The 18,847-nt window shown below is 39.5% G+C and carries 17 protein-coding genes; 8 read left to right on the plus strand and 9 right to left on the minus strand.

Annotated elements, in window-relative coordinates:
• Nucleotides 1-222 precede the first annotated feature (222 nt).
• Nucleotides 223-1,470 (minus strand): competence/damage-inducible protein A, encoded by a 1,248-nt coding sequence (locus KK060_RS16955; protein WP_254154960.1) that lies wholly within the window; start codon nucleotides 1,468-1,470, stop codon nucleotides 223-225.
• Nucleotides 1,471-1,616: 146 nt separating this feature from the next.
• On the opposite strand from KK060_RS16955, the gene KK060_RS16960 reads away from it, so the two are divergent.
• The 4 genes from KK060_RS16960 to KK060_RS16975 all read left to right on the plus strand — a co-directional run bounded on the left by KK060_RS16960 (nucleotide 1,617) and on the right by KK060_RS16975 (nucleotide 5,703).
• Nucleotides 1,617-2,630 (plus strand): Ig-like domain-containing protein, encoded by a 1,014-nt coding sequence (locus KK060_RS16960; RefSeq protein ID WP_254154961.1) that lies wholly within the window; start codon nucleotides 1,617-1,619, stop codon nucleotides 2,628-2,630.
• A gap of 56 nt (nucleotides 2,631-2,686) precedes the next feature.
• Nucleotides 2,687-3,235, plus strand: a complete 549-nt coding sequence (locus tag KK060_RS16965) for an RNA polymerase sigma factor (RefSeq protein ID WP_254154962.1) — start codon at nucleotides 2,687-2,689, stop codon at nucleotides 3,233-3,235.
• Complete coding sequence (locus tag KK060_RS16970; protein WP_254154963.1) at nucleotides 3,219-4,883, plus strand: hypothetical protein; 1,665 nt, start codon at nucleotides 3,219-3,221, stop codon at nucleotides 4,881-4,883. Before KK060_RS16965 ends, KK060_RS16970 begins: the two co-directional genes overlap by 17 nt.
• Nucleotides 4,884-4,977: 94 nt before the next feature.
• Nucleotides 4,978-5,703, plus strand: coding sequence for a DUF4197 domain-containing protein (locus KK060_RS16975; protein WP_254154964.1), 726 nt, complete (start codon nucleotides 4,978-4,980; stop codon nucleotides 5,701-5,703).
• 36 nt (nucleotides 5,704-5,739) lie between these two features.
• Here the strand turns inward: KK060_RS16975 and KK060_RS16980 are convergent, their stop codons facing one another.
• From KK060_RS16980 to KK060_RS17000, 5 genes are all read right to left on the minus strand, one after another.
• Complete coding sequence (locus KK060_RS16980) at nucleotides 5,740-6,540, minus strand: SDR family oxidoreductase (protein WP_254154965.1); 801 nt, start codon at nucleotides 6,538-6,540, stop codon at nucleotides 5,740-5,742.
• A gap of 3 nt (nucleotides 6,541-6,543) precedes the next feature.
• Entirely contained in the window at nucleotides 6,544-7,044 is a 501-nt protein-coding gene (locus tag KK060_RS16985; RefSeq protein WP_254154966.1) for a dihydrofolate reductase, read from the minus strand.
• A 52-nt stretch (nucleotides 7,045-7,096) separates the two neighbouring features.
• Nucleotides 7,097-8,017 (minus strand): methionyl-tRNA formyltransferase, encoded by a 921-nt coding sequence (fmt, locus tag KK060_RS16990; protein ID WP_254154987.1) that lies wholly within the window; start codon nucleotides 8,015-8,017, stop codon nucleotides 7,097-7,099.
• A gap of 53 nt (nucleotides 8,018-8,070) precedes the next feature.
• On the minus strand, nucleotides 8,071-8,706 hold the full coding sequence (gene nth, locus KK060_RS16995; RefSeq protein WP_254154967.1) for an endonuclease III: 636 nt from the start codon (nucleotides 8,704-8,706) through the stop codon (nucleotides 8,071-8,073).
• Nucleotides 8,707-8,798: 92 nt separating this feature from the next.
• Complete coding sequence (locus KK060_RS17000; RefSeq protein WP_254154968.1) at nucleotides 8,799-10,025, minus strand: exo-beta-N-acetylmuramidase NamZ family protein; 1,227 nt, start codon at nucleotides 10,023-10,025, stop codon at nucleotides 8,799-8,801.
• A gap of 20 nt (nucleotides 10,026-10,045) precedes the next feature.
• Here KK060_RS17000 and KK060_RS17005 point away from each other — a divergent pair, with 20 nt between their 5' ends.
• Nucleotides 10,046-11,317: an ABC transporter permease gene (locus KK060_RS17005; protein ID WP_254154969.1), complete on the plus strand. Its 1,272-nt coding sequence runs from the start codon at nucleotides 10,046-10,048 to the stop codon at nucleotides 11,315-11,317.
• A 6-nt stretch (nucleotides 11,318-11,323) separates the two neighbouring features.
• Here the strand turns inward: KK060_RS17005 and KK060_RS17010 are convergent, their stop codons facing one another.
• A complete protein-coding gene (locus KK060_RS17010) occupies nucleotides 11,324-12,073 on the minus strand; it encodes a polyprenol monophosphomannose synthase (protein WP_254154970.1) in 750 nt (249 codons plus the stop codon).
• 253 nt (nucleotides 12,074-12,326) lie between these two features.
• Nucleotides 12,327-13,763: a type III PLP-dependent enzyme domain-containing protein gene (locus tag KK060_RS17015; protein ID WP_254154971.1), complete on the minus strand. Its 1,437-nt coding sequence runs from the start codon at nucleotides 13,761-13,763 to the stop codon at nucleotides 12,327-12,329.
• A gap of 424 nt (nucleotides 13,764-14,187) precedes the next feature.
• On the opposite strand from KK060_RS17015, the gene KK060_RS17020 reads away from it, so the two are divergent.
• Nucleotides 14,188-15,150 carry an arginase gene (locus KK060_RS17020; RefSeq protein WP_254154972.1) on the plus strand — a complete coding sequence of 321 codons (963 nt, stop codon included), beginning with the start codon at nucleotides 14,188-14,190 and terminating at the stop codon, nucleotides 15,148-15,150.
• A 5-nt stretch (nucleotides 15,151-15,155) separates the two neighbouring features.
• On the opposite strand, the gene KK060_RS17025 is transcribed toward KK060_RS17020, so the two are convergent.
• Nucleotides 15,156-15,827 carry an SRPBCC family protein gene (locus KK060_RS17025; protein WP_254154973.1) on the minus strand — a complete coding sequence of 224 codons (672 nt, stop codon included), beginning with the start codon at nucleotides 15,825-15,827 and terminating at the stop codon, nucleotides 15,156-15,158.
• Nucleotides 15,828-15,941: 114 nt separating this feature from the next.
• On the opposite strand from KK060_RS17025, the gene KK060_RS17030 reads away from it, so the two are divergent.
• Nucleotides 15,942-16,919, plus strand: a complete 978-nt coding sequence (locus tag KK060_RS17030; protein ID WP_254154974.1) for a deoxyhypusine synthase family protein — start codon at nucleotides 15,942-15,944, stop codon at nucleotides 16,917-16,919.
• A 139-nt stretch (nucleotides 16,920-17,058) separates the two neighbouring features.
• Nucleotides 17,059-18,846 (plus strand): arginine--tRNA ligase, encoded by a 1,788-nt coding sequence (gene argS / locus KK060_RS17035; protein WP_254154975.1) that lies wholly within the window; start codon nucleotides 17,059-17,061, stop codon nucleotides 18,844-18,846.
• Nucleotide 18,847 lies beyond the last annotated feature (1 nt).

Raw genomic sequence — 18,847 nt, forward strand, 5'->3', positions numbered from 1 at the left:
TAAGCCGTACTTGAGCCGTATATGAGCCGTATCAGGCCTCAAATTTCGCTAAAAACAGGGTTTATACGGCTCATATACGGCTTATATACGGCTCAACTATGACTAATCTACCGGTACCATCCGAAATACCCCTGCCAATTCAAACATTTTAACCTCCTATGTAGGAACATTAAAAATCGGGAGGTTTTCAGTTTACGACATGAAGATTTAGATCAAAGCCTTCTATTGAGGCAGGTTTTGTCTAATAAGATTTAAGGTTGCAATTGCAGTCATCCGGATATTAATCATTCGGTCTTTAGAGAGCTGGAGTTTGCGGGTTTGCGTTTTGCCCTTATCGGCGTAAGCGATCCATACAGTGCCTACGGGCTTTTCAGGCGTACCTCCGCCGGGCCCTGCTATTCCGCTTGTAGCTACTCCAATATCGGTATTGAATTTTGTTCTTATCAGGTTCGCCATTTCTATAACGGTTTCTTCGCTTACCGCACCGAATTGGTTCAGGGTTTCCGGGTTAACGCCAAGCTGCGCCATTTTAATGTCGTAGGCGTAGGGTACCAAACCGCCAAGAAAGTATTCAGAACTGCCAGGAGCGCTTGTAATGAGGTGAGAGAGGTATCCTCCGGTACAGCTTTCTGCTACCGCCAACGTAAGCTTCTTCTGGCATAGGGCGTTACCTAGAACTACCTCAAGGGGGTCTTCGCCTATTCCGAATATGTACTCGCCTGCCAGTGGCCTTAATTGCTCAACCAATCTGTTTGATTCTGCTGCCAGCTGATCTTTATTTTCCCCCATGGCCGTAAGTCTTAGCCTTACTTCACCGAGACTTGGCAGATACGCTAGCTTAAAATGCGGAGGTAATGATTGCTCCCAAGGTTGGATCTTATCAGCCAGGAAAGACTCTCCGATACCTACGGTTCTTATGACTGTATGCTGGATAGTAGGTGTCTGGAATGTCTTCTGTAGTTTAGGCACCACTATATCGGTCATCATCAATTTCATTTCGTGTGGCACACCAGGCATGGATACGAATACTTTGCCCTTTCTTTCGAACCACATACCTGGAGCGGTGCCCATTTTATTGGTAACCTTTTCGCAGCATATGGGTAACGCGGCCTGCTGACGGTTTATTTCAGTAAGCTCACGGCCTCTGCTCTTGAAGAATTCTGTTACTTCGGCTAGTGCCTCCTCATGAATGCGTACCTCACAATTGAAGTATTTTGCGAGACAAGGTTTGGTGATGTCATCGCTGGTAGGGCCGAGGCCACCAGTAATTAATATAATGTCAGCTCGTGTTTCTGCTTCCGCGAAAGCGTTAAGAATTTCTTCTTCCAGATCCCCTACTGTTGTTTTCCTGATCACCTTTATACCTACGTTTGACAGTGCTACGCTCATCCATTGTGAGTTGGTATCTACAATCTGTCCATATAAAATCTCATCGCCTATGGTAAGAAGTTCTGCTGTTATTGTTCTCATTAATGTTAATTCTGTGTGCTCAAATACAGTAAATTTTAAAACCTATGCAATTGTTCTTCTGATTGATTAAAAAATTAAATAATCTTTCCAGCGTTTGGATAATCATGGCGGTCTTACCATTAAGACCAACATTAACTGAAAAGTTTATGCATTTAAAAAAAGAAAAAAGCCTACCGGCTACCCTCGTTCAACTTGTTTTGATTATTTGTATTACCACCTTTATTGGTTGTGATGTGCTGGAACCTGATGAAATAGATGAAGAATCAGCGGTACAGTTAAATGCTGAACCTATTTATATCTCACCTTCAGGTTCTGGAATTATCGATCTTAAAGCTCTGATAACATCTTCATCCAATGTTAAACTATCAATTGCTTATCAACCAAAGCTTGGAACATTAAAATCATTAGGAGAATACCTGTTGGAGTACACCCCTAATAAAGGAGTGCGAAATGCAAGAGATCGATTTGGTATTTCCATTTTTGGAAAAAACAATGCAGTGATATTGCAAGACTCAATTCCAATTATAATAGGAGATTCAACAGATATTCCTTGCGGGATGTTTGCCAATAACGATTACATCTATAATGTTCTTGGCCCTGTTGAGATTAACGTTCTCAGAAATGATACACTTTGCAATGGCAATAAGGCTGATCTCCAAGTCTCCATTCCTGCTATTGGGAGTGATACAATACCGATGCCATCTCATGGAACAGTGCAGGTGTTATCAAACGGTAATATTCGTTATACACCAGGTGCGGGATTTAATGGAAACGACTCATTTGTTTATCGTATTGCGCTTGCGCAGGCAGGGGGTAGTGAGTTGATACGCCACGCCTTTGTATACATCAGTAAGACAAATAACTGTAGCGATAGCCTTACAGTTGTTGACGACTTGTATACTTTCGATATGGATACGGTTAACCTGTCTAAGCCTTTCCACATGGATGTGTTACGCAATGATGAATATTGTTATAATGCAAGACTGAAAATAACTGTGGTTGACCTTCCGCAAGGAAAGCTTGTATCGGATTCCACAAGGGGGTATTACTATACTTTTCCAGCAAATACTGTAACAGGTTTTACAGATCGATTTAAATACCGGGTTTGTTTAAATGATAGTATCTGTGAAGAAGCTGAAGTAACGATCGAAACCCGGTAACCAACATCATAGTATCTTATCATCCGCATGCATTATGCGGATGATTTTACTGTTTTATGACTGATCGAGAATTAGTATACCAATGTGGGAAGGGGGATGCGGAAGCACAACGTATCCTGTATGATCTCTACAAATACCGTTTAATGGGTATCTGCCGAAGGTATACATCTGGCCGTGAGGAGGCGCAGGATGTGTTACAGGAAGTATTTATAAAAATTTTTACTAAGATTAATCAACTGGATAACGTTGAGAAGCTGGAGAACTGGCTAATCAAAATTACAGTGAATACGGCTGTTAACTATTATCATCATGCTAAACGACTTCGTTTTGATAGCCTGGAAGAAATACAAGCTGAAAGTGGCGACTACGAGTTAATACTTTCAAATGTATCTGATGAGTTTTTGTTGGGTTTAATTAATGCTTTACCTGATGGTTGTCGCGTGGTTTTCAACCTTTACATTGTTGAAGGTTATAGTCATGCTGAAATTGCAGAGATGTTGAATATTTCGGAGTCTACGTCACGTTCACAACTGGTTTATGCGAAGAATATTTTGAAGGATAAATTAAGTAAAGCAGGTGTTTTACGATATGAAAAGTATGCATGACGATTTACCAGAAGATGAACTGAAAAAAAGACTGGGGAATTTTAAGGAGTCGCCAGACGAAGGACTTTGGAAGAGAATCCAGGCGGGTAAACCTTCTGGAGATATAAACATTGCTGATAAACTAAAAGCATATGAGGAAAAGCCTGATAATATTGTTTGGAATAATATTCGCACTGAAATTTATCGCCAACGCTTTGTAGATAGGCTTGACGTTGTACAGCACGTATTGGCAGTGGCGACAATGCTACTACTAATTCATCCAGGTTTATTCCAATCATTTGAAAAAATGGAAAAGCAAAAGGAGGCGCTACATATTGATACATTATCGCTTAGGCTTTATACTTTAAAAGGTGCTGATACTTCCGCTAATGAGAACATTAAAAAAGGAATATATGACAATGCAGAGCGTGTTGAGCGGAAAAATAGTAAAGCAGTTAATAGTAACAATAGAAATGATAATTCGAGTGCCTATAATGATAGCAGAAAGCCTGGTGTAATTGACAGAAGTAGGAAGGCTATTGATCTAACAAAGGAGTCAGCCGTTAAGAGAAAGTATAGTAACGGGAAGTCTGAAAAAATCTCTGATTCCACTAATGTTTTTACAATAAGTGAAGATGTTTCCATTGTAAAAAAGGAATATCGAGCTAATGGTGTCGTTACTGCCGATAATACAGCATTGTCTTCTGGTGAAAAACTTTCTACCTCAGGCACAACAGCTCACAAAGAACGCTTTGAACATAAGCTCCAAATGCAATCTAAAGAGAAGGCCAATATTAATCATAACATGTATTTAAAGGATACCGTTATTAACAAAAGTGATTTTGAAGAACGCCTTGGTGCCCATATTCTCAACAACATACATTTTACTTCAGAACAGGATAATAAGTTTAAAGATGGCGTAATTCAGGATTCGGTACAGAAGAATGATTCAGTTTCCCGTGAAGTAGCTCACCTCTCAACAAACAAGGCAGATACTTTGGTTGCCAGAAAAATTATAATTCAAGATGATAAGGAAGAAAGAAACCAACACTTCTCTTTGTATGTGCTGGTGATGCCTACGCTCGGGTACCAACAGATAAAGCCTGTAAAAGATGATGGAATACTTGTTGAGAGCATAGATAAATTGTCAGCATTTTCACCGAAAAGACTTGGTATTAGAGCAGAGTTTGGAGTAGAGAAGAAGTTGTCAGATAAGGTGGCTCTTGACCTGGGGCTGGTTTATTTTCAACGCAAGCAAACGTTGCAATATCGATTTAGAAGTACAGCAGAGGTAGAGGTGACCCCCATTAACCCGGGCTCCTTAGAGTATGATATTTCTATGGGTAACACGCATGATACTTATGAATATGAGCTTAAAAATTTAGGGATGCTAGCCGGCTTGAATTATACAATTAAAGCAAGGTCATGGATGCAAATGGTTGGTTTGGCAGCTGAGCTCCATCGTAACCTTTCAAAGTCCAATGGCCAGGTATATCTTTTTGGCAATGTGTATTACAGAGTTTCTCGTCAAATAAGTAGACAGTTTCATTTAATAATTCAACCTACGGTTAATTACTCCTTAAATATGGGTAAACAAGTAGGTACTCCTTTTTACGTGAAGCCATACGGTTTAGGCTTAAACTTTGGTGTATACTACCGGTTTGAATAGTTCTATTGCCGTTCAACTAGTGAAACTCTAAGTTGTTGAAATGCTTTACTTCGGCCTGTTTACTTTGTGTATCTTGCGATTGAATTTTAAAAATATGAAGAGAATTGTTTTGTGTGCTTCCCTCATTCTGGGAGCTTGTACATCCGCGCAAATAAATCAGACTATTGGTGAAGTAAATAAGTCTTTGGGAAAGGGCACTTCAACAAAGGCATTAACAACAGCTGAAGTAGCTGAAGGTTTAAAAGAGGCTTTGATCAAAGGTATCTCTACAGGGTCTGATCTTGTTTCACAAATGGATGGGTATTTTAAAAATCCTGAAATAAAAATTCCTTTTCCTCCTGATGTTCAGAAAGTAGAAGACAGGTTAAGACAGATTGGTTTTGGAAATGAAGTAGACAAATTTATTATGACATTGAATCGTGGAGCTGAAGATGCTGCAAAGGAAGCAAAGCCTATCTTTATTACAGCCATTAAATCAATGACCATAGAAGATGCGTGGGCTATTCTTAAAGGGCAGGATGATGCTGCAACACAATACCTGAAACGTACAACTTCATCACAGCTGAAGGAAAAATTTAAGCCTGTTATTCAAAATTCGTTAAACAAAGTAAACGCTACAAAGTACTATGGCGATATTGTTACGCGCTATAACCAGATACCATTGGTTCAAAAAGTAAATCCGGATCTGGATGATTATGCTACTGATAAAGCGATAGAGGGATTGTTTTTGATGATATCAAAAGAAGAAAAGAATATTCGCGAGAACCCTGTTGCAAGAACTACCGAGCTGCTGAAACGTGTTTTTGGTGCACAACAGTAGTGCCGCGATATATTAATCATAGCTGTGGCTGTGAGGTTATCTTACAGCCACATTTCTTATCACCCGGGAGAAGAGTTTGGGAAAGAACCTTTTGATGTAAACTCCAAATACTTCTCTGCCTCCTATGTAAACTTCTTCTTTATCTTTCTCTACAGCTGCAACTATTTTTCTGGCGCACCATTCGGCGGGTTTTCCTTTGTACTGTGCATCGTCCATCTTTTGGAGCGGAGATCCATCTGCTGTTAATGCAGAAAGTGTAATGGGGGTATGAATAAATCCGGGACAGATCATCGTTACCTTAATGTTGTCTTTGTAGTGTTCTGCACGAACAGCATCAAAGAAACCATGCAAGGCATGTTTGGATGCTGCATAACCGGAGCGGTATGGTGTACCAAATTTACCGGTAACACTGCTAACAGTAACAAAATGTCCTTGTTTTCTCTTGATAAAATGCGCGAGTAAATATTTAGTTAAAGTAATAGCGCCGAAATAGTTGACCTCCATAATTCTTCTGTCAACCTCGATGGATGTTTCGGCCACCAGGCTCCGCTGACTGATACCTCCATTGTTGATTAAGATATCAACATGACCAAAGATTTGAATGGCAGCATCTGTTGAAAGCTTAAGTGTAGATTGATTTTCGAGATCCAAGGGAAGAATTCTTATATCAGGTTGGGCGGAGGCAGCACAATTTCCTTTTACTCTCTCCAATTCTTCTTTGCGTCTAGCCGATAAAATTAGTTTGGCTTTGCCCTTTGCGAGTTCGTAGGCCAGGGCTTCACCAATGCCAGATGATGCTCCCGTTATCCATATTACTTTATTTGCTATGCCCGGCATATGTTATATTTTATCATAGATTACAAAGTCAAACGCAAAGGCATGTCTCTCATCACTGGCGTGATGTTGTCTTGATGTCTCTTTCCATTCTTCTTTTTTTACTTGAGGAAAGTAAGTGTCACCATCTATGGTAGCTTTAATTTCAGTAAGGTATAAACGGTTGGTGAAAGGCATAGCGAGTTTATAGATATCAGCGCCTCCTATAATGAAACATTCCGGTTCGCCATTATTTTTAGCGATCTGAATTCCTTCTTCAAGATTATTAAGTACAATGCAACCGGGGGCAACAAAATTTTTCTGACGGGTAATAACAATATTGGTTCTGTTGGGAAGCGGTTTAAACTTTCCCTTTAAGGAATCATAATTCTTCCTTCCCATAATAACATAATGCCCTTTCGTGGTTTCCATAAAAAACTTCATGTCGTCAGGAAGTTTCCATGGAAGGTCATTGTTCTTACCGATTACCCGATTCTCTGAAAGTGCTGCTATAGCTGATATGATCATAGTTAGTAGTTCGAAGTTGCTGCTCTTGAGTTGACCGTGTTTTTTTAACTTCTTAAATTTTATTGCCTCTGAAAAACTCTTGGATGGACATACGTTTCTTTCCTTCAGGTTGAAGTTCTTCAACAGAAACCCATCCGTCGTTAGTCTTTATGTAAAGATAATTTTTATTGTCAGTATCTATTGTGCCCGGCGTAGGTGACGGATCTTTTTTATCTGCAATGGACAGCTTGTAAATTTTGAAATGTTTACTATTGAGGTGCACCCACGCAGCAGGGTAGGGGCTTAATCCTCTTACAAAGTTTCTGATGTAATAGGTGGTATTATCCCATTTTATTTCACAAGTTTCTTTGAAAATCTTTGGTGCGTGTTTTATTTCAATATTTTCTGGTTGAGGCATTGAGGGATAACTGCCTTTTTCAATAGCTTTAACAGTGCGTAATACAAGTTCTGATCCCTTCTTCATAAGGCGTTCATACAGCTCGCCTACATTGTCACTATCGCGGATGGTTTCCTTTTCCTGAAAAATGATACTGCCTGTGTCAATCTCATGTTTGAGAAAAAAAGTAGTGACTCCGGTTTCTTTTTCGCCATTAATGATAGCCCAGTTTATGGGCGCAGCACCTCTGTATTGAGGTAGAAGAGAAGCGTGCAGGTTAAATGTTCCCAATGCAGGCATAGACCATACAACTTCAGGCAGCATTCTGAAAGCAACAACAATTTGCAGGTTTGCATCGAAGCTTTTTAGCTCGTCGAGAAACTGAGGTGATTTTAAGTTAGCAGGTTGTAGTACGGGTATGTTATATTTTAAGGCACATTCTTTAACAGGAGAGCCTACCAGCTTTTGACCGCGACCCTGTGGTTTATCCGGTGCCGTAATTACTGCTACTACATTAAACTTATTTTGCACTAATATCTCAAGACTGGGTACTGCAAATTCGGGAGTACCCATAAAAATAATTCGTAAAGGATTCATTTGACTCATTAGCTCGGCAAAGCTAACATATTAAAATAAAAGGATGAGTTTGTTTAGTCCCTGAGTTCTTTTCTCATGTATTTCGAGCAGATGGGGCATGTCGTCCAGATGTGACCTCTGGCCGGGCAATACTTTCTTCCAAAGTAAATGATTTGAAGATGAGCTTTATCCCACTTCTCCTGAGGTATCAGACGTTTAAGGTCTTTTTCAGTTTGCTCAACACTTTTGCCACTGGATAATCCCCATCGATAAGCTAAGCGATGGATGTGAGTATCAACAGGAAAAGCGGGCATACCAAAAATTTGAGTCATTACTACAGAAGCTGTTTTATGGCCAACCCCAGGTAACTCTTCCAGTTCTTCAAACGTGCTTGGTACTTCTCCGTTATGTTTTTCTATTAATATCTGTGAGAGTTGACTTATGGCCTTCGACTTTGCGGGAGACAGACCACATGGTTTTATGATCTCCCTGATTTCGTCAACAGGAATTTTTGCCATATCAAATGGATTATCAGCCATGCGAAAGAGTGTAGGTGTTGTTTTGTTTACTCTTTCATCCGTGCACTGCGCTGATAATAAAACAGCAATTAATAAAGTGTAAGCATCTTTATGATCCAGCGGAATGTCAGGATCAGGAAAGTGCTTTTCTAGTATCTTAAGAATATCTTTTACTTTTTCTGCTTTGGTCATGCGCTACATTCTGGATGCTTGATCTGGATTCTCGTTTAGCGGATTCTGAAAGCTAGAGACCAGTACCAGCACCTAGCATCCAGAATCGAGTATCAAGGATACAACAAATATTTTGCTCTCATTTGTTTATAAGTGTCCAGGTCTTTTTGCCAGGTTTGTCTTATGGCTTCTTCTGTTAGCCCAGCCTTAATTTGTTCTCTGAGCTTTGATGTTCCCAGATGCGTATCAAAATTCCTGTCGTTAAAGAATTTATTTTTATCAGGGAAAGCATTATACATCTCAAGCAGGTATTTAAGCGTAAGGGATGGAGGCATTTGAATGGTTCGGAGATCAAGTCCATAACAAGCTTTGTTTTCATAGGGAGGATTTTTCGCCATTCCTACAATACTTACCGGTGTAAACTCAAATGGCATTATTCCCTTTAAATCAGGGTGCCCCACAACCTGAAAAGGCATTTGTGTGCCACGCCCAACGCTAAGGTTAGTGCCTTCAAATAATCCCAGCGAAGGGTACAGCCTTATTGCCTGATCATTAGGCAGGTTAGGAGAGGGCTTTTCCGGCAACGAGTAGAAGTCAGTATGCTTCCAGTTTTTCATAGTAATAACTTCCAGTTCACACTTCCTGCCTTCCGGCAACCAGCCCTCGCCATTGATCATCTGCGCCAGTTCACCAATAGTAAGACCGTGAACCAATGGTATGGTGTGCATGCCAAGAAACGATTTAAATGAAGGCTCGAGAACGGGGCCGTCTACATAGCTTCCATTCGGGTTAGGTCGATCGAGCACAATCACTTTTTTGTTTAGCGCAGAACAAGCTTCCATAACAAGATGCAACGTGCTAATGTATGTATAGAACCTCACCCCTACGTCCTGTATATCAAAGATTATGACATCAACATCAGCGAGCTGCTCGGGAGTAGGTTTCCTGTTACTGCCATAAAGTGATACAAGTGAGAGACCTGTTTTAATATCGACACCATCTTTTACATGTTCCCCAGCATCTGCTGTGCCCCTGAATCCATGCTCTGGTGCAAATATTTTTCTAATGTTAACTCCTCGTGATTTTAAGGTATCGGCAAGATGGGTTTTCCCGATGAGCGAAGTGTTGTTTACAACCAGGGCAACAGACTTAGAGGCAACTTTGGTAATCAGTAGATCTATTTGTTCTGCTCCTAATACCAGTTTAGGTTGAATAAATTTTTCAGCATTTGGAGTTTCAGTTGCTGGCTCGGGTACTGATGAAGTAGCCTTCTTACTGCATAAAGAGAGCAAGGGGAGAATAACCAGTGCTACAATTATTATTTTATACTTGGCCATCATAGGGAATGCGTTGAATATGGATGTTTATTTATATTTTGCAATTGCCATTAAGGGCAAAAGATAATAATAAATTGAACCTTTCGTACTTCATATCAAAAAAGTTAGCAAGCGGACAAAAGGAGGGATTCTCATCCACCATTCACACCATCGCTATTATTAGTATTGCTATCGGCCTTGCCGCTTCCATAGTTGCATTCCTTATCATGAAAGGTTTTCAGGAGACTGTAAAAAATAAGATATATGGTTTTAGTGGTCACCTGGTGATCACAAAATTTACGATGAGCAACTCCCAGGAAGAGCAGCCCATGAACTATCAGATAGACCTTTACAAAAATCAGGTTCAGTATCCTTTTATAGACCATATACAGGAGTATGCACACAAAACAGGGTTGATAAAAACAGAAAATGATGTAGTAGGTGTTGTGATTAAAGGTGTAGGCAAGAGCTTTGACTACAATGCCTTTAAGGAGAATATGGTAGAGGGTGAGTTTATTACTTTTCCTGATTCGGGTTATGCAAGTCAGGTGGTGCTTAGCAGAACCATCGCAGATAAATGCGAAGTAAAGGTAGGAGATAACATACTCATACATTTCTTTCAGAATCCACCGCGTTTCAGAAAATTGAAAGTTGTAGGTGTCTATGAAACCAACCTATCAGAATACTACGACAGTAAGGTGATCCTTGCGGACTTAAGAATGTTACAGCGCTTAAATGACTGGTCCGATAGCCTCGCAGGTGGTTTGGAGGTATTTGTTAAAGATCCTGAAAAGGTAGATGACGCGGGGGTAGCAATAGGAGAGATGATGGACTTTGATTTGAATATTGAACGCGTAAGTGACAGGTATCTCCAGGTATTTGAGTGGCTTCATCTGCTGAGTAGACAGGTAAATATTTTACTTGGTATTATCCTTACTGTAGTTTGTGTTAATATGATCTCTATTATCCTGATATTGGTGATGGAGCGAACGCAGATGATTGGTCTGTTGAAGGCGTTAGGAGCAAGAGATCGTTTTATACGATCTGTATTTGTATACAACGGGATAAATCTGGTAATTAAGGGACTTCTGCTGGGCAATGCTATAGGATTAGGATTGTGTTTTTTACAATACCAGTTTAAAATATTCAAGCTTAATCCAAAAGATTACTATATGAGCTTTGTGCCAATAAGCTGGCACTGGGAAATTGTTCTGCTGTTAAATGTTTTGATGCTTCTTATTGTAAGCCTTGTATTGCTTTTGCCTACCATGGTTATCTCACGGATAAATCCAATTAAAGCAATTCGATTTGATTAGTAAAAGTTAAGAGGTAGCAATATATTTTTTAAACCAACTTTGAATAGTCATTTGTAAGACGCCAAAGAATGCTTCCTTAAAAATACCCGCAGACATCTTCGATTCTCCTTTGGTGCGATCTGTAAATATGATCGGCACTTCTTTCAGTTCAAAGCCGTACTTCCATGCGAGGAATTTCATTTCGATCTGGAAAGCGTAGCCGACGAATTTAACATGGTCTAAAGGAATGGTTTCAAGTACCTTACGTCTATAGCATACAAAGCCCGCAGTAGTATCGTGAATAGGCATACTGGTAATGATCCTGACATAACTACTCGCGAAGTAAGAAAGCAGTACTCTGCCAATAGGCCAGTTCACAACGTTAACACCAGTTGCATATCTTGAACCAATAGAGAGGTCTGCGCCCTGATCAGCACATTTAATATAAAGATTGACAAGGTCTTTAGGGTCATGAGAAAAGTCTGCATCCATTTCCAGAACATAGTCATAACCATGTTCAATAGCGAAGCGAAAGCCTGTGATGTATGCAGTGCCCAGCCCTAGTTTACCTGGCCTTTTTAACAAGTGTAGTTTAGTAACCTCTGGTGTATTATAGTATTGCTGTAGCTGTTCAACAATTTCGGCAGTACCATCAGGAGAATTATCATCAACGATGAGGATGTGAAACTCTTTTGGCAACGCGAACACCGACTCTATAATAGGACGAATATTCTCCCGTTCCTTATACGTAGGAATGATAACAATGGCGTTACTCACGGACTTAATACATTAGTGGTTTATAACAAATCTAAAAAAATAAAGATTCTGTACAATCGTTTTCTATTCTAACTAATGGTATTTCTGCTCAATTATATTTTTAGCGGTGGAACATCGTTACAAAACTTGTAAAGGATGTTGTGAAGGGTTCAGAAAAATAAATGAAGAAGAGCTAAAGGAACAACAGATCGTTCCAACTGGATTGCAATGGAATGATGGCAAATAAAAAGAAAGGAAAAAAGCTAATCCTGTTTTATTCAACAGGATTAGATGCTACTGGTTTTTTCTTGGTAGCAGGCTCATAGCCCAACACTTTTAACATACTTTCGCTCGTCTGTTCTCCTGCAAATAACTGCGTTGTTATTTCACCGTCTTCATTTCTATCAATGAGAACATGTTTAGGAGCAGGAATAAGGCAATGTTGAATGCCTCCGTAGCCTCCTAAAGATTCCTGATAAGCGCCTGTATGAAAGAAACCAATATACAGTGGCTCTTCATCATTAATCATGGGAAGGAATACTTCCCCAGTATGGGCCTCGGAGTTGTAATAGTCCATACTATCACAGGTAAGGCCACCCATGTTTATTTTATGATATGGATCGTCCCACTTATTGCATGCGAGAAGTACATACTTTTGATTTAATCCCCATGCATCAGGCAAATGAGTGATGAATGATCCATCAATCATATACCACAATTCTTTATCGTTCTGAAGCTTCTGGTCGATAACCTGATACAGTACTGCACCACTTTCCCCTACGGTGTAACTTCCGAATTCAGTGAAGATATTTGGTACAGGCACGTTGTTCTTATCGCAAATCCACTTAATGTTTTCGACAATCTGCTCAATCATGTACTTGTAATCGTAATGAAAGGTGAGCGAGGTCTTAATAGGGAACCCACCACCGATATCAATAGAATCAAGCGTAGGGCAAATCTTTTTCAATTCGCAGTACTTGAAAATAAAGCGGCTTAATTCACTCCAGTAATAAGCAGTATCTTTAATACCGGTATTAATGAAAAAGTGAAGCATCTTTAAAGAGGCTTTGTCGCTCTTTTCAATTTTCTCTTTATAAAAATTTGTAATGTCGCTATAGCGGATGCCTAAACGCGAAGTATAGAATTCAAACTTGGGTTCTTCATCAGCGGCTACACGAATTCCTACCTGATAAGGATTTTGAACATTCTTTTCGTAATGTTCAATTTCTCCCATCTTGTCGAGAATAGGGACACAGTTTTTAAAACCGTCATTTAGCAGTTCTGTAATGTACTGCGTATAGAGCGGCATTTTAAAGCCGTTGCATATGATGTACGTATCCTTTGTTACTTTTCCTCTTTCATAGAGGGATCTCACGATAGGAATATCAAAGGAAGACGAGGTTTCAATATGAACATCTTTATTCTTAAGGACTTCTTCTAAAACAAAAGAGAAATGAGAAGACTTAGTACAGTAGCAATACGTGTATTTGCCGTTGTACTTAAATCGTTCCATGGCATTGTTAAAAGTTGCCTGTACATACCGGATGTTTTCACTAATTCTCGGTAAGTAGGTTAGTTTTAAAGGAGTGCCATACTCCTTTATGATATCCATAACAGGGACGTCGTTAAACAGCAACTCATGATCCCTGACTTTAAATTCTTTTTGCGGAAATTCGAAGGTTTGCTCAATCAGCTCACGGTAACTCTTCATTTATCTTGAAAAACCTGCCTTAGCCGGCAGGCGGGCGATAATTGTGTGTTTGTTTAAAATTATTAATTCAAAACTAACCTGTTAAACTCACCGGGCCGTATTTTAGTTTGGGTTAACTGTAAATTTTAATGCCATTAAAATCAATTAACTTACCTAATGACGCTACCGAAAGGAGTGCAATATTGGTATAAATTTGCCATCTTTGCAATACACAACAGAATGCATGAGTAACCGTTTCTTCTGTATGACTTTTGTCCCATTACCCAATTGGACATATTCAGTGCCCGACTTCTAAAGGGGTAGCAGGGGAAGGAATTTCTATACGGTTAACAAATCAAAAAAATATTCAATAAAACCGTGTTTTGGTAACCCACAAACGATTTAGTCGTGGTTTCTAGTAACAGGTAAGCAAAATAAAAGTATTATGAAAGAAATAAAGATAATAGAGGTGAAGTCTGAGATAGGTGCAGGAACGCGGGGGGCCAGTCTTGGTGTAGAGGCAATGAAAATTGCAAGTCTCGATCTGAACTCTGACTTTTTCAAACAGTATGACTCTATTGAAGTTGAGAACGTAAACGAACTTCTTTTTGATGGTGCAAAGCATGCTTACGCCAAATTTATTGATGGCGTTTTGATAATGGAAGAACGTGTTTGCCTTGAAGTCTACGAGACCCTTTTTGATGATTTTGTACCTTTCATCATGGCAGGTGACCATAGCACTGCCTATGGTACTATTGCTGGTATTAAAAAGGCATATCCAAAAATAAGACTAGGTGTTATTTGGATAGATGCGCATGCTGATTTTCATACTCCTTTTACAACGCCTTCTGGTAATATGCATGGCATGGCGCTCGCTATGGCATGCGGAATAGATAACTTGGAATGTAAAGTGAATGACCCCAGAGGAGAAACGCTTGATTATTGGGAGCAAATAAAGAACGTAGGGATACCAGGTGCAAAGATTTATCCTGAAGATATCGTATTTATTGGTGTTCGTGATTTAGAGAAACCGGAGAATTACCTGATTAATAAGTACAATATCAATTTCCTGGAAATTGAGGATGTGAAAAAACTAGGTGCCGCAAAGATTGCTGAAAAGGCACTTGAGATGGTAGATCATTGTGATATGATCTATGTTTCTTTTGATGTTGACAGCATGGATTCAAGAATATCTACAGGTACAGGAACTCCAGTGCCAAATGGGTTAACTGTTGATGAGGCAAAAACATTGAACGCAGAATTGGCAAAAAGTCCTAAGGTATGTGTCTGGGAAATAGTGGAGGTAAACCCTACCCTTGATACGGAGAACAGGATGGCCGAAAGTGCTTTTGAAATTGTAGAAGCAACTGCTAAATCATTAGTTAGTCGCCCTGTATTGGCGGAGTAAGAAAATTATTTTAGAGAAGCTTTCTTTTGAGGCTCCTCCAAAATTTTAATATAGCTTTTAATTGTACTGAGAAGATTGCTTCGGATAACCGGGTCTGTAAAGATCCGGGGTATATTCCCAGGCATTGACAATATTCTATAAGCAATTTTAATCTTATTGTCTTCAACTTCTTCAAAAAGCCAGCTTCCTGCCAAAACCATTCTGGTTGCATCATCATCTACCGGAGCATGTGTATCATTAGTTGCTGTTTCAAAGACTACAAAGAGCCGGTTGGAAGTTGAACCTTCCTGAATTCTGTATTCCAGATAATGGTCCTGATCACTTACCGGCCATGGTAAATCATGATAAGAGTATTCATACCATACAGAAGTATCTTTTTGAAGATAAACTTTGAATTTTGATACGTGTTTTTGCCATTCATATATTTTGGATTCATTCTGTACCAGGGCCAGTGCTTCTTTTATTGTTGCTCTAACCGTAAATTCTCCTTTTACTTCGCGCGCGCGAACCGGAGGATTTGATTTAGGGAATGTAATCCATCGTTCGTAAACAGAGATGTTTCCATCCTCCTTTACTAATTGAAAACCTTCATCTTGTTTTTCCTGGGAACAGGCATGGAATGCGCCCAGCAGAATGAACGAAAAGAATATAAAATGTGTCTTGTGAGAAAAAATCATCAATTAAACAAAACCTAAAATACGATAACAGGAGCGAAAAGCCAACTTAGAATTAGCCTTGACCTTTCAATCAGCAATTTTTGTGTATTTTCGCCCGAATTTGATTTACAAAACATGAGCCAGAACAGACCAATCTCTTCTTTCATTGAAAAACACTACCTACACTTTAATGCAGCGGCATTGGTAGATGCAGCTAAAGGTTATAAAAAGCATTTAGCGGAAGGAAAAAAAATGATGGTAACACTTGCCGGCGCAATGAGTACCGGTGAGCTTGGAATCAGCTTTGCAGAGATGATCCGTCAGGACAAAGTGCATATCATTTCATGTACAGGTGCAAATCTTGAAGAAGATATCATGAACCTTGTAGCACATTCTCACTACAAGCGTATCCCTAATTACAGGGACTTAACACCTCAGCAGGAGTGGGATCTTTTAGAGAATCATCTTAACCGCGTAACAGATACTTGTATTCCTGAAGAGGAAGCTTTTAGAAGATTGCAGAAACATCTTTATAAAGTATGGAAAGATGCAGAAGACAAGGGTGAGCGCTTATTTCCTCATGAATTCATGTTCCGCTTATTAAATAGCGGTGACCTGAAACAATACTATGAAATCGATCCTAAGAACTCGTGGATGATCGCTGCTGCCGAGAAGGGCTTACCAATGGTTGTTCCAGGATGGGAAGATTCTACCATGGGTAATATCTTTGCTTCATACTGTGTTACAGGTGAGTTAAAGGCATCAACAATGAAGTCTGGTATAGAATACATGATATGGCTTGCAGACTGGTATACACAGAATTCAGGAACCGAGGGCATTGGCTTCTTCCAGATTGGAGGAGGTATAGCTGGAGATTTCCCGATTTGCGTAGTGCCTATGCTTCACCAGGACCTTGAGCGTGACAACGTTCCTTTCTGGAGTTATTTCTGCCAGATCAGTGATTCTACAACGAGTTATGGGTCTTATTCAGGAGCCGTACCAAATGAAAAAATCACTTGGGGAAAACTGAGTATAGATACACCTAAATTTATCGTAGAAAGTGATGCAACAATTGTTGCTCCATTGATCTTTGCATACGTGTTAGAGTGGTAATTGAAAAACTCTGAAAATGATACAACAGGCCCATAGGAAACTATGGGTTTTGTTTTTTTATAACCATGTATTCCAGTTTATCTTATTTTTTTAAAAGTCTAATAATCTGCACATTTGCACACCAGAAATTACAGTATCCATGAATATTGATTCAGTTCTTCGTTCTTCCATTCAAAAGGCAATACAGGATTTATTTAATCAACAGGTTGATAACTTTCAATTACAACCTACCAATCAGGAATTTGAAGGATCTCATACTCTTGTTTGTTTTCCTCTAACAAAGCTTAGCAGAAAGAGTCCTGAAGAAACAGGAAAAATCATGGGAGAATACCTAGTGCAGCATGCGGGAATAGTTGAGCGGTTCAATGTTGTTAAAGGTTTTCTGAATCTTGTGCTGAATGATAAAGTGTGGATTGAAACGCTTCAATCCATTGTAGAAAACTCTTCTTACGGCCAATTGCCAGAAAGAGGTGAGGAGATAATGATTGAATATTCTTCTCCCAATACAAATAAGCCACTTCATCTTGGTCACCTTAGAAATAACTTCCTGGGATATAGTGTTGCAGAGATCTATAAGGCCAATGGTTACAAGGTGCACAAAGTGCAGATAATTAACGATAGGGGTATACACATTTGTAAGTCGATGGCTGCATGGACCCTGTATGGTGAAGGCGAAACACCTGAGAGCAGTGGAATAAAAGGCGATCACCTTGTTGGAAAATATTATGTGGAATTTGATAAGGCATATAAAGCCCAGGTAAAGGCACTTGTAGAAAAGGGAATGACACAAGACCAGGCTGAGAAGGAGGCTCCCATGATGAAGCTCGCGGCAGATATGCTTCGTAAGTGGGAACAGAAGGATTCTGATATAGTTGAACTATGGAAGATGATGAATGGCTGGGTATACAAGGGATTTGATGAGACCTATAAGTTAATGGGTGTCGAATTTGACAAGCTTTACTACGAATCAGATACTTACTTGTTAGGAAAAGCAGAGGTTCTAAAAGGTCTTGAAAAAGGCGTATTCTTTAAAAAGGATGATGGGTCTGTTTGGGTTGATTTAACAGTTGATGGACTTGATCAAAAAGTTTTGCTGAGGTCGGATGGAACATCAGTTTACATGACGCAGGACATAGGAACTGCTATTCTGCGCTTCAGCGATTTTCCTAAGATCGTTGGTCAAATATATACAGTTGGTAATGAACAGGAATATCACTTCAAGGTTCTGTTTCTTATTTTAAATAAACTCGGATACGAGTGGGCGAGGCGCTGTTATCATTTGTCGTATGGTATGGTCGATCTCCCTACAGGTAAAATGAAATCGCGTGAGGGTACTGTGGTTGATGCTGATGACCTGATCGCAGAAATGATCGAAGAAGCAGAAAAACAGACAAGAGCGCTGGGAAAGATTGAAGATATGAATGGAGAAGAAGCAAGAGATCTTTTTAAAATGATTGGTCTGGGAGCACTAAAATTCTTTTTGCTTAAAGTAGACCCTAAGAAGAGAATGTTATTTGATCCAAATGAATCAATTCAACTACAAGGTTTTACCGGACCATTTATTCAATATACACACGCACGTATAAGGGCTATTATAAGAAAGGCAGAGAGTATCGGAGTTTTTCAGAGTAAATCCAATTTTAACGAGATAGCGTCACTGGAGCCGGCGGAGCGGGAGGTGATAAAATCCTTAAGTATGTTTGAAAATAAACTTAGGGAGGCAGCTAGAGATTATTCGCCAGCAGTAATAGCAAATTTTGCGTATGAACTTGCAAAAGAATACAACCAGTTTTACCAAACCATCCCTATATTTAATGAAGCTGATCAAAACAAGCTTAGGTTAAGAATAGCATTGTCTAAATCAGTAGCTGATGTTATTAACAGGAGCATGGGTCTTCTTGGAATTCACGTTCCTGAGAAGATGTAAT

It is taken from the genome of Chryseosolibacter indicum (assembly GCF_018598585.1).
GTDB lineage: Bacteria > Bacteroidota > Bacteroidia > Cytophagales > Cyclobacteriaceae > Chryseosolibacter > Chryseosolibacter indicus.

Coding starts and splice junctions, on each gene's coding strand:
- KK060_RS16955 (WP_254154960.1), bottom strand. CDS start 1,470: ATGAGAACAATAACAGCAGAACTTCTTACCATAGGCGATGAGATTTTA.
- KK060_RS16960 (WP_254154961.1), top strand. CDS start 1,617: ATGCATTTAAAAAAAGAAAAAAGCCTACCGGCTACCCTCGTTCAACTT.
- KK060_RS16965 (WP_254154962.1), top strand. CDS start 2,687: ATGACTGATCGAGAATTAGTATACCAATGTGGGAAGGGGGATGCGGAA.
- KK060_RS16970 (WP_254154963.1), top strand. CDS start 3,219: ATGAAAAGTATGCATGACGATTTACCAGAAGATGAACTGAAAAAAAGA.
- KK060_RS16975 (WP_254154964.1), top strand. CDS start 4,978: ATGAAGAGAATTGTTTTGTGTGCTTCCCTCATTCTGGGAGCTTGTACA.
- KK060_RS16980 (WP_254154965.1), bottom strand. CDS start 6,540: ATGCCGGGCATAGCAAATAAAGTAATATGGATAACGGGAGCATCATCT.
- KK060_RS16985 (WP_254154966.1), bottom strand. CDS start 7,044: ATGATCATATCAGCTATAGCAGCACTTTCAGAGAATCGGGTAATCGGT.
- fmt (WP_254154987.1), bottom strand. CDS start 8,017: ATGAATCCTTTACGAATTATTTTTATGGGTACTCCCGAATTTGCAGTA.
- nth (WP_254154967.1), bottom strand. CDS start 8,706: ATGACCAAAGCAGAAAAAGTAAAAGATATTCTTAAGATACTAGAAAAG.
- KK060_RS17000 (WP_254154968.1), bottom strand. CDS start 10,025: ATGATGGCCAAGTATAAAATAATAATTGTAGCACTGGTTATTCTCCCC.
- KK060_RS17005 (WP_254154969.1), top strand. CDS start 10,046: ATGTTTATTTATATTTTGCAATTGCCATTAAGGGCAAAAGATAATAAT.
- KK060_RS17015 (WP_254154971.1), bottom strand. CDS start 13,763: ATGAAGAGTTACCGTGAGCTGATTGAGCAAACCTTCGAATTTCCGCAA.
- KK060_RS17020 (WP_254154972.1), top strand. CDS start 14,188: ATGAAAGAAATAAAGATAATAGAGGTGAAGTCTGAGATAGGTGCAGGA.
- KK060_RS17025 (WP_254154973.1), bottom strand. CDS start 15,827: ATGATTTTTTCTCACAAGACACATTTTATATTCTTTTCGTTCATTCTG.
- KK060_RS17030 (WP_254154974.1), top strand. CDS start 15,942: ATGAGCCAGAACAGACCAATCTCTTCTTTCATTGAAAAACACTACCTA.
- argS (WP_254154975.1), top strand. CDS start 17,059: ATGAATATTGATTCAGTTCTTCGTTCTTCCATTCAAAAGGCAATACAG.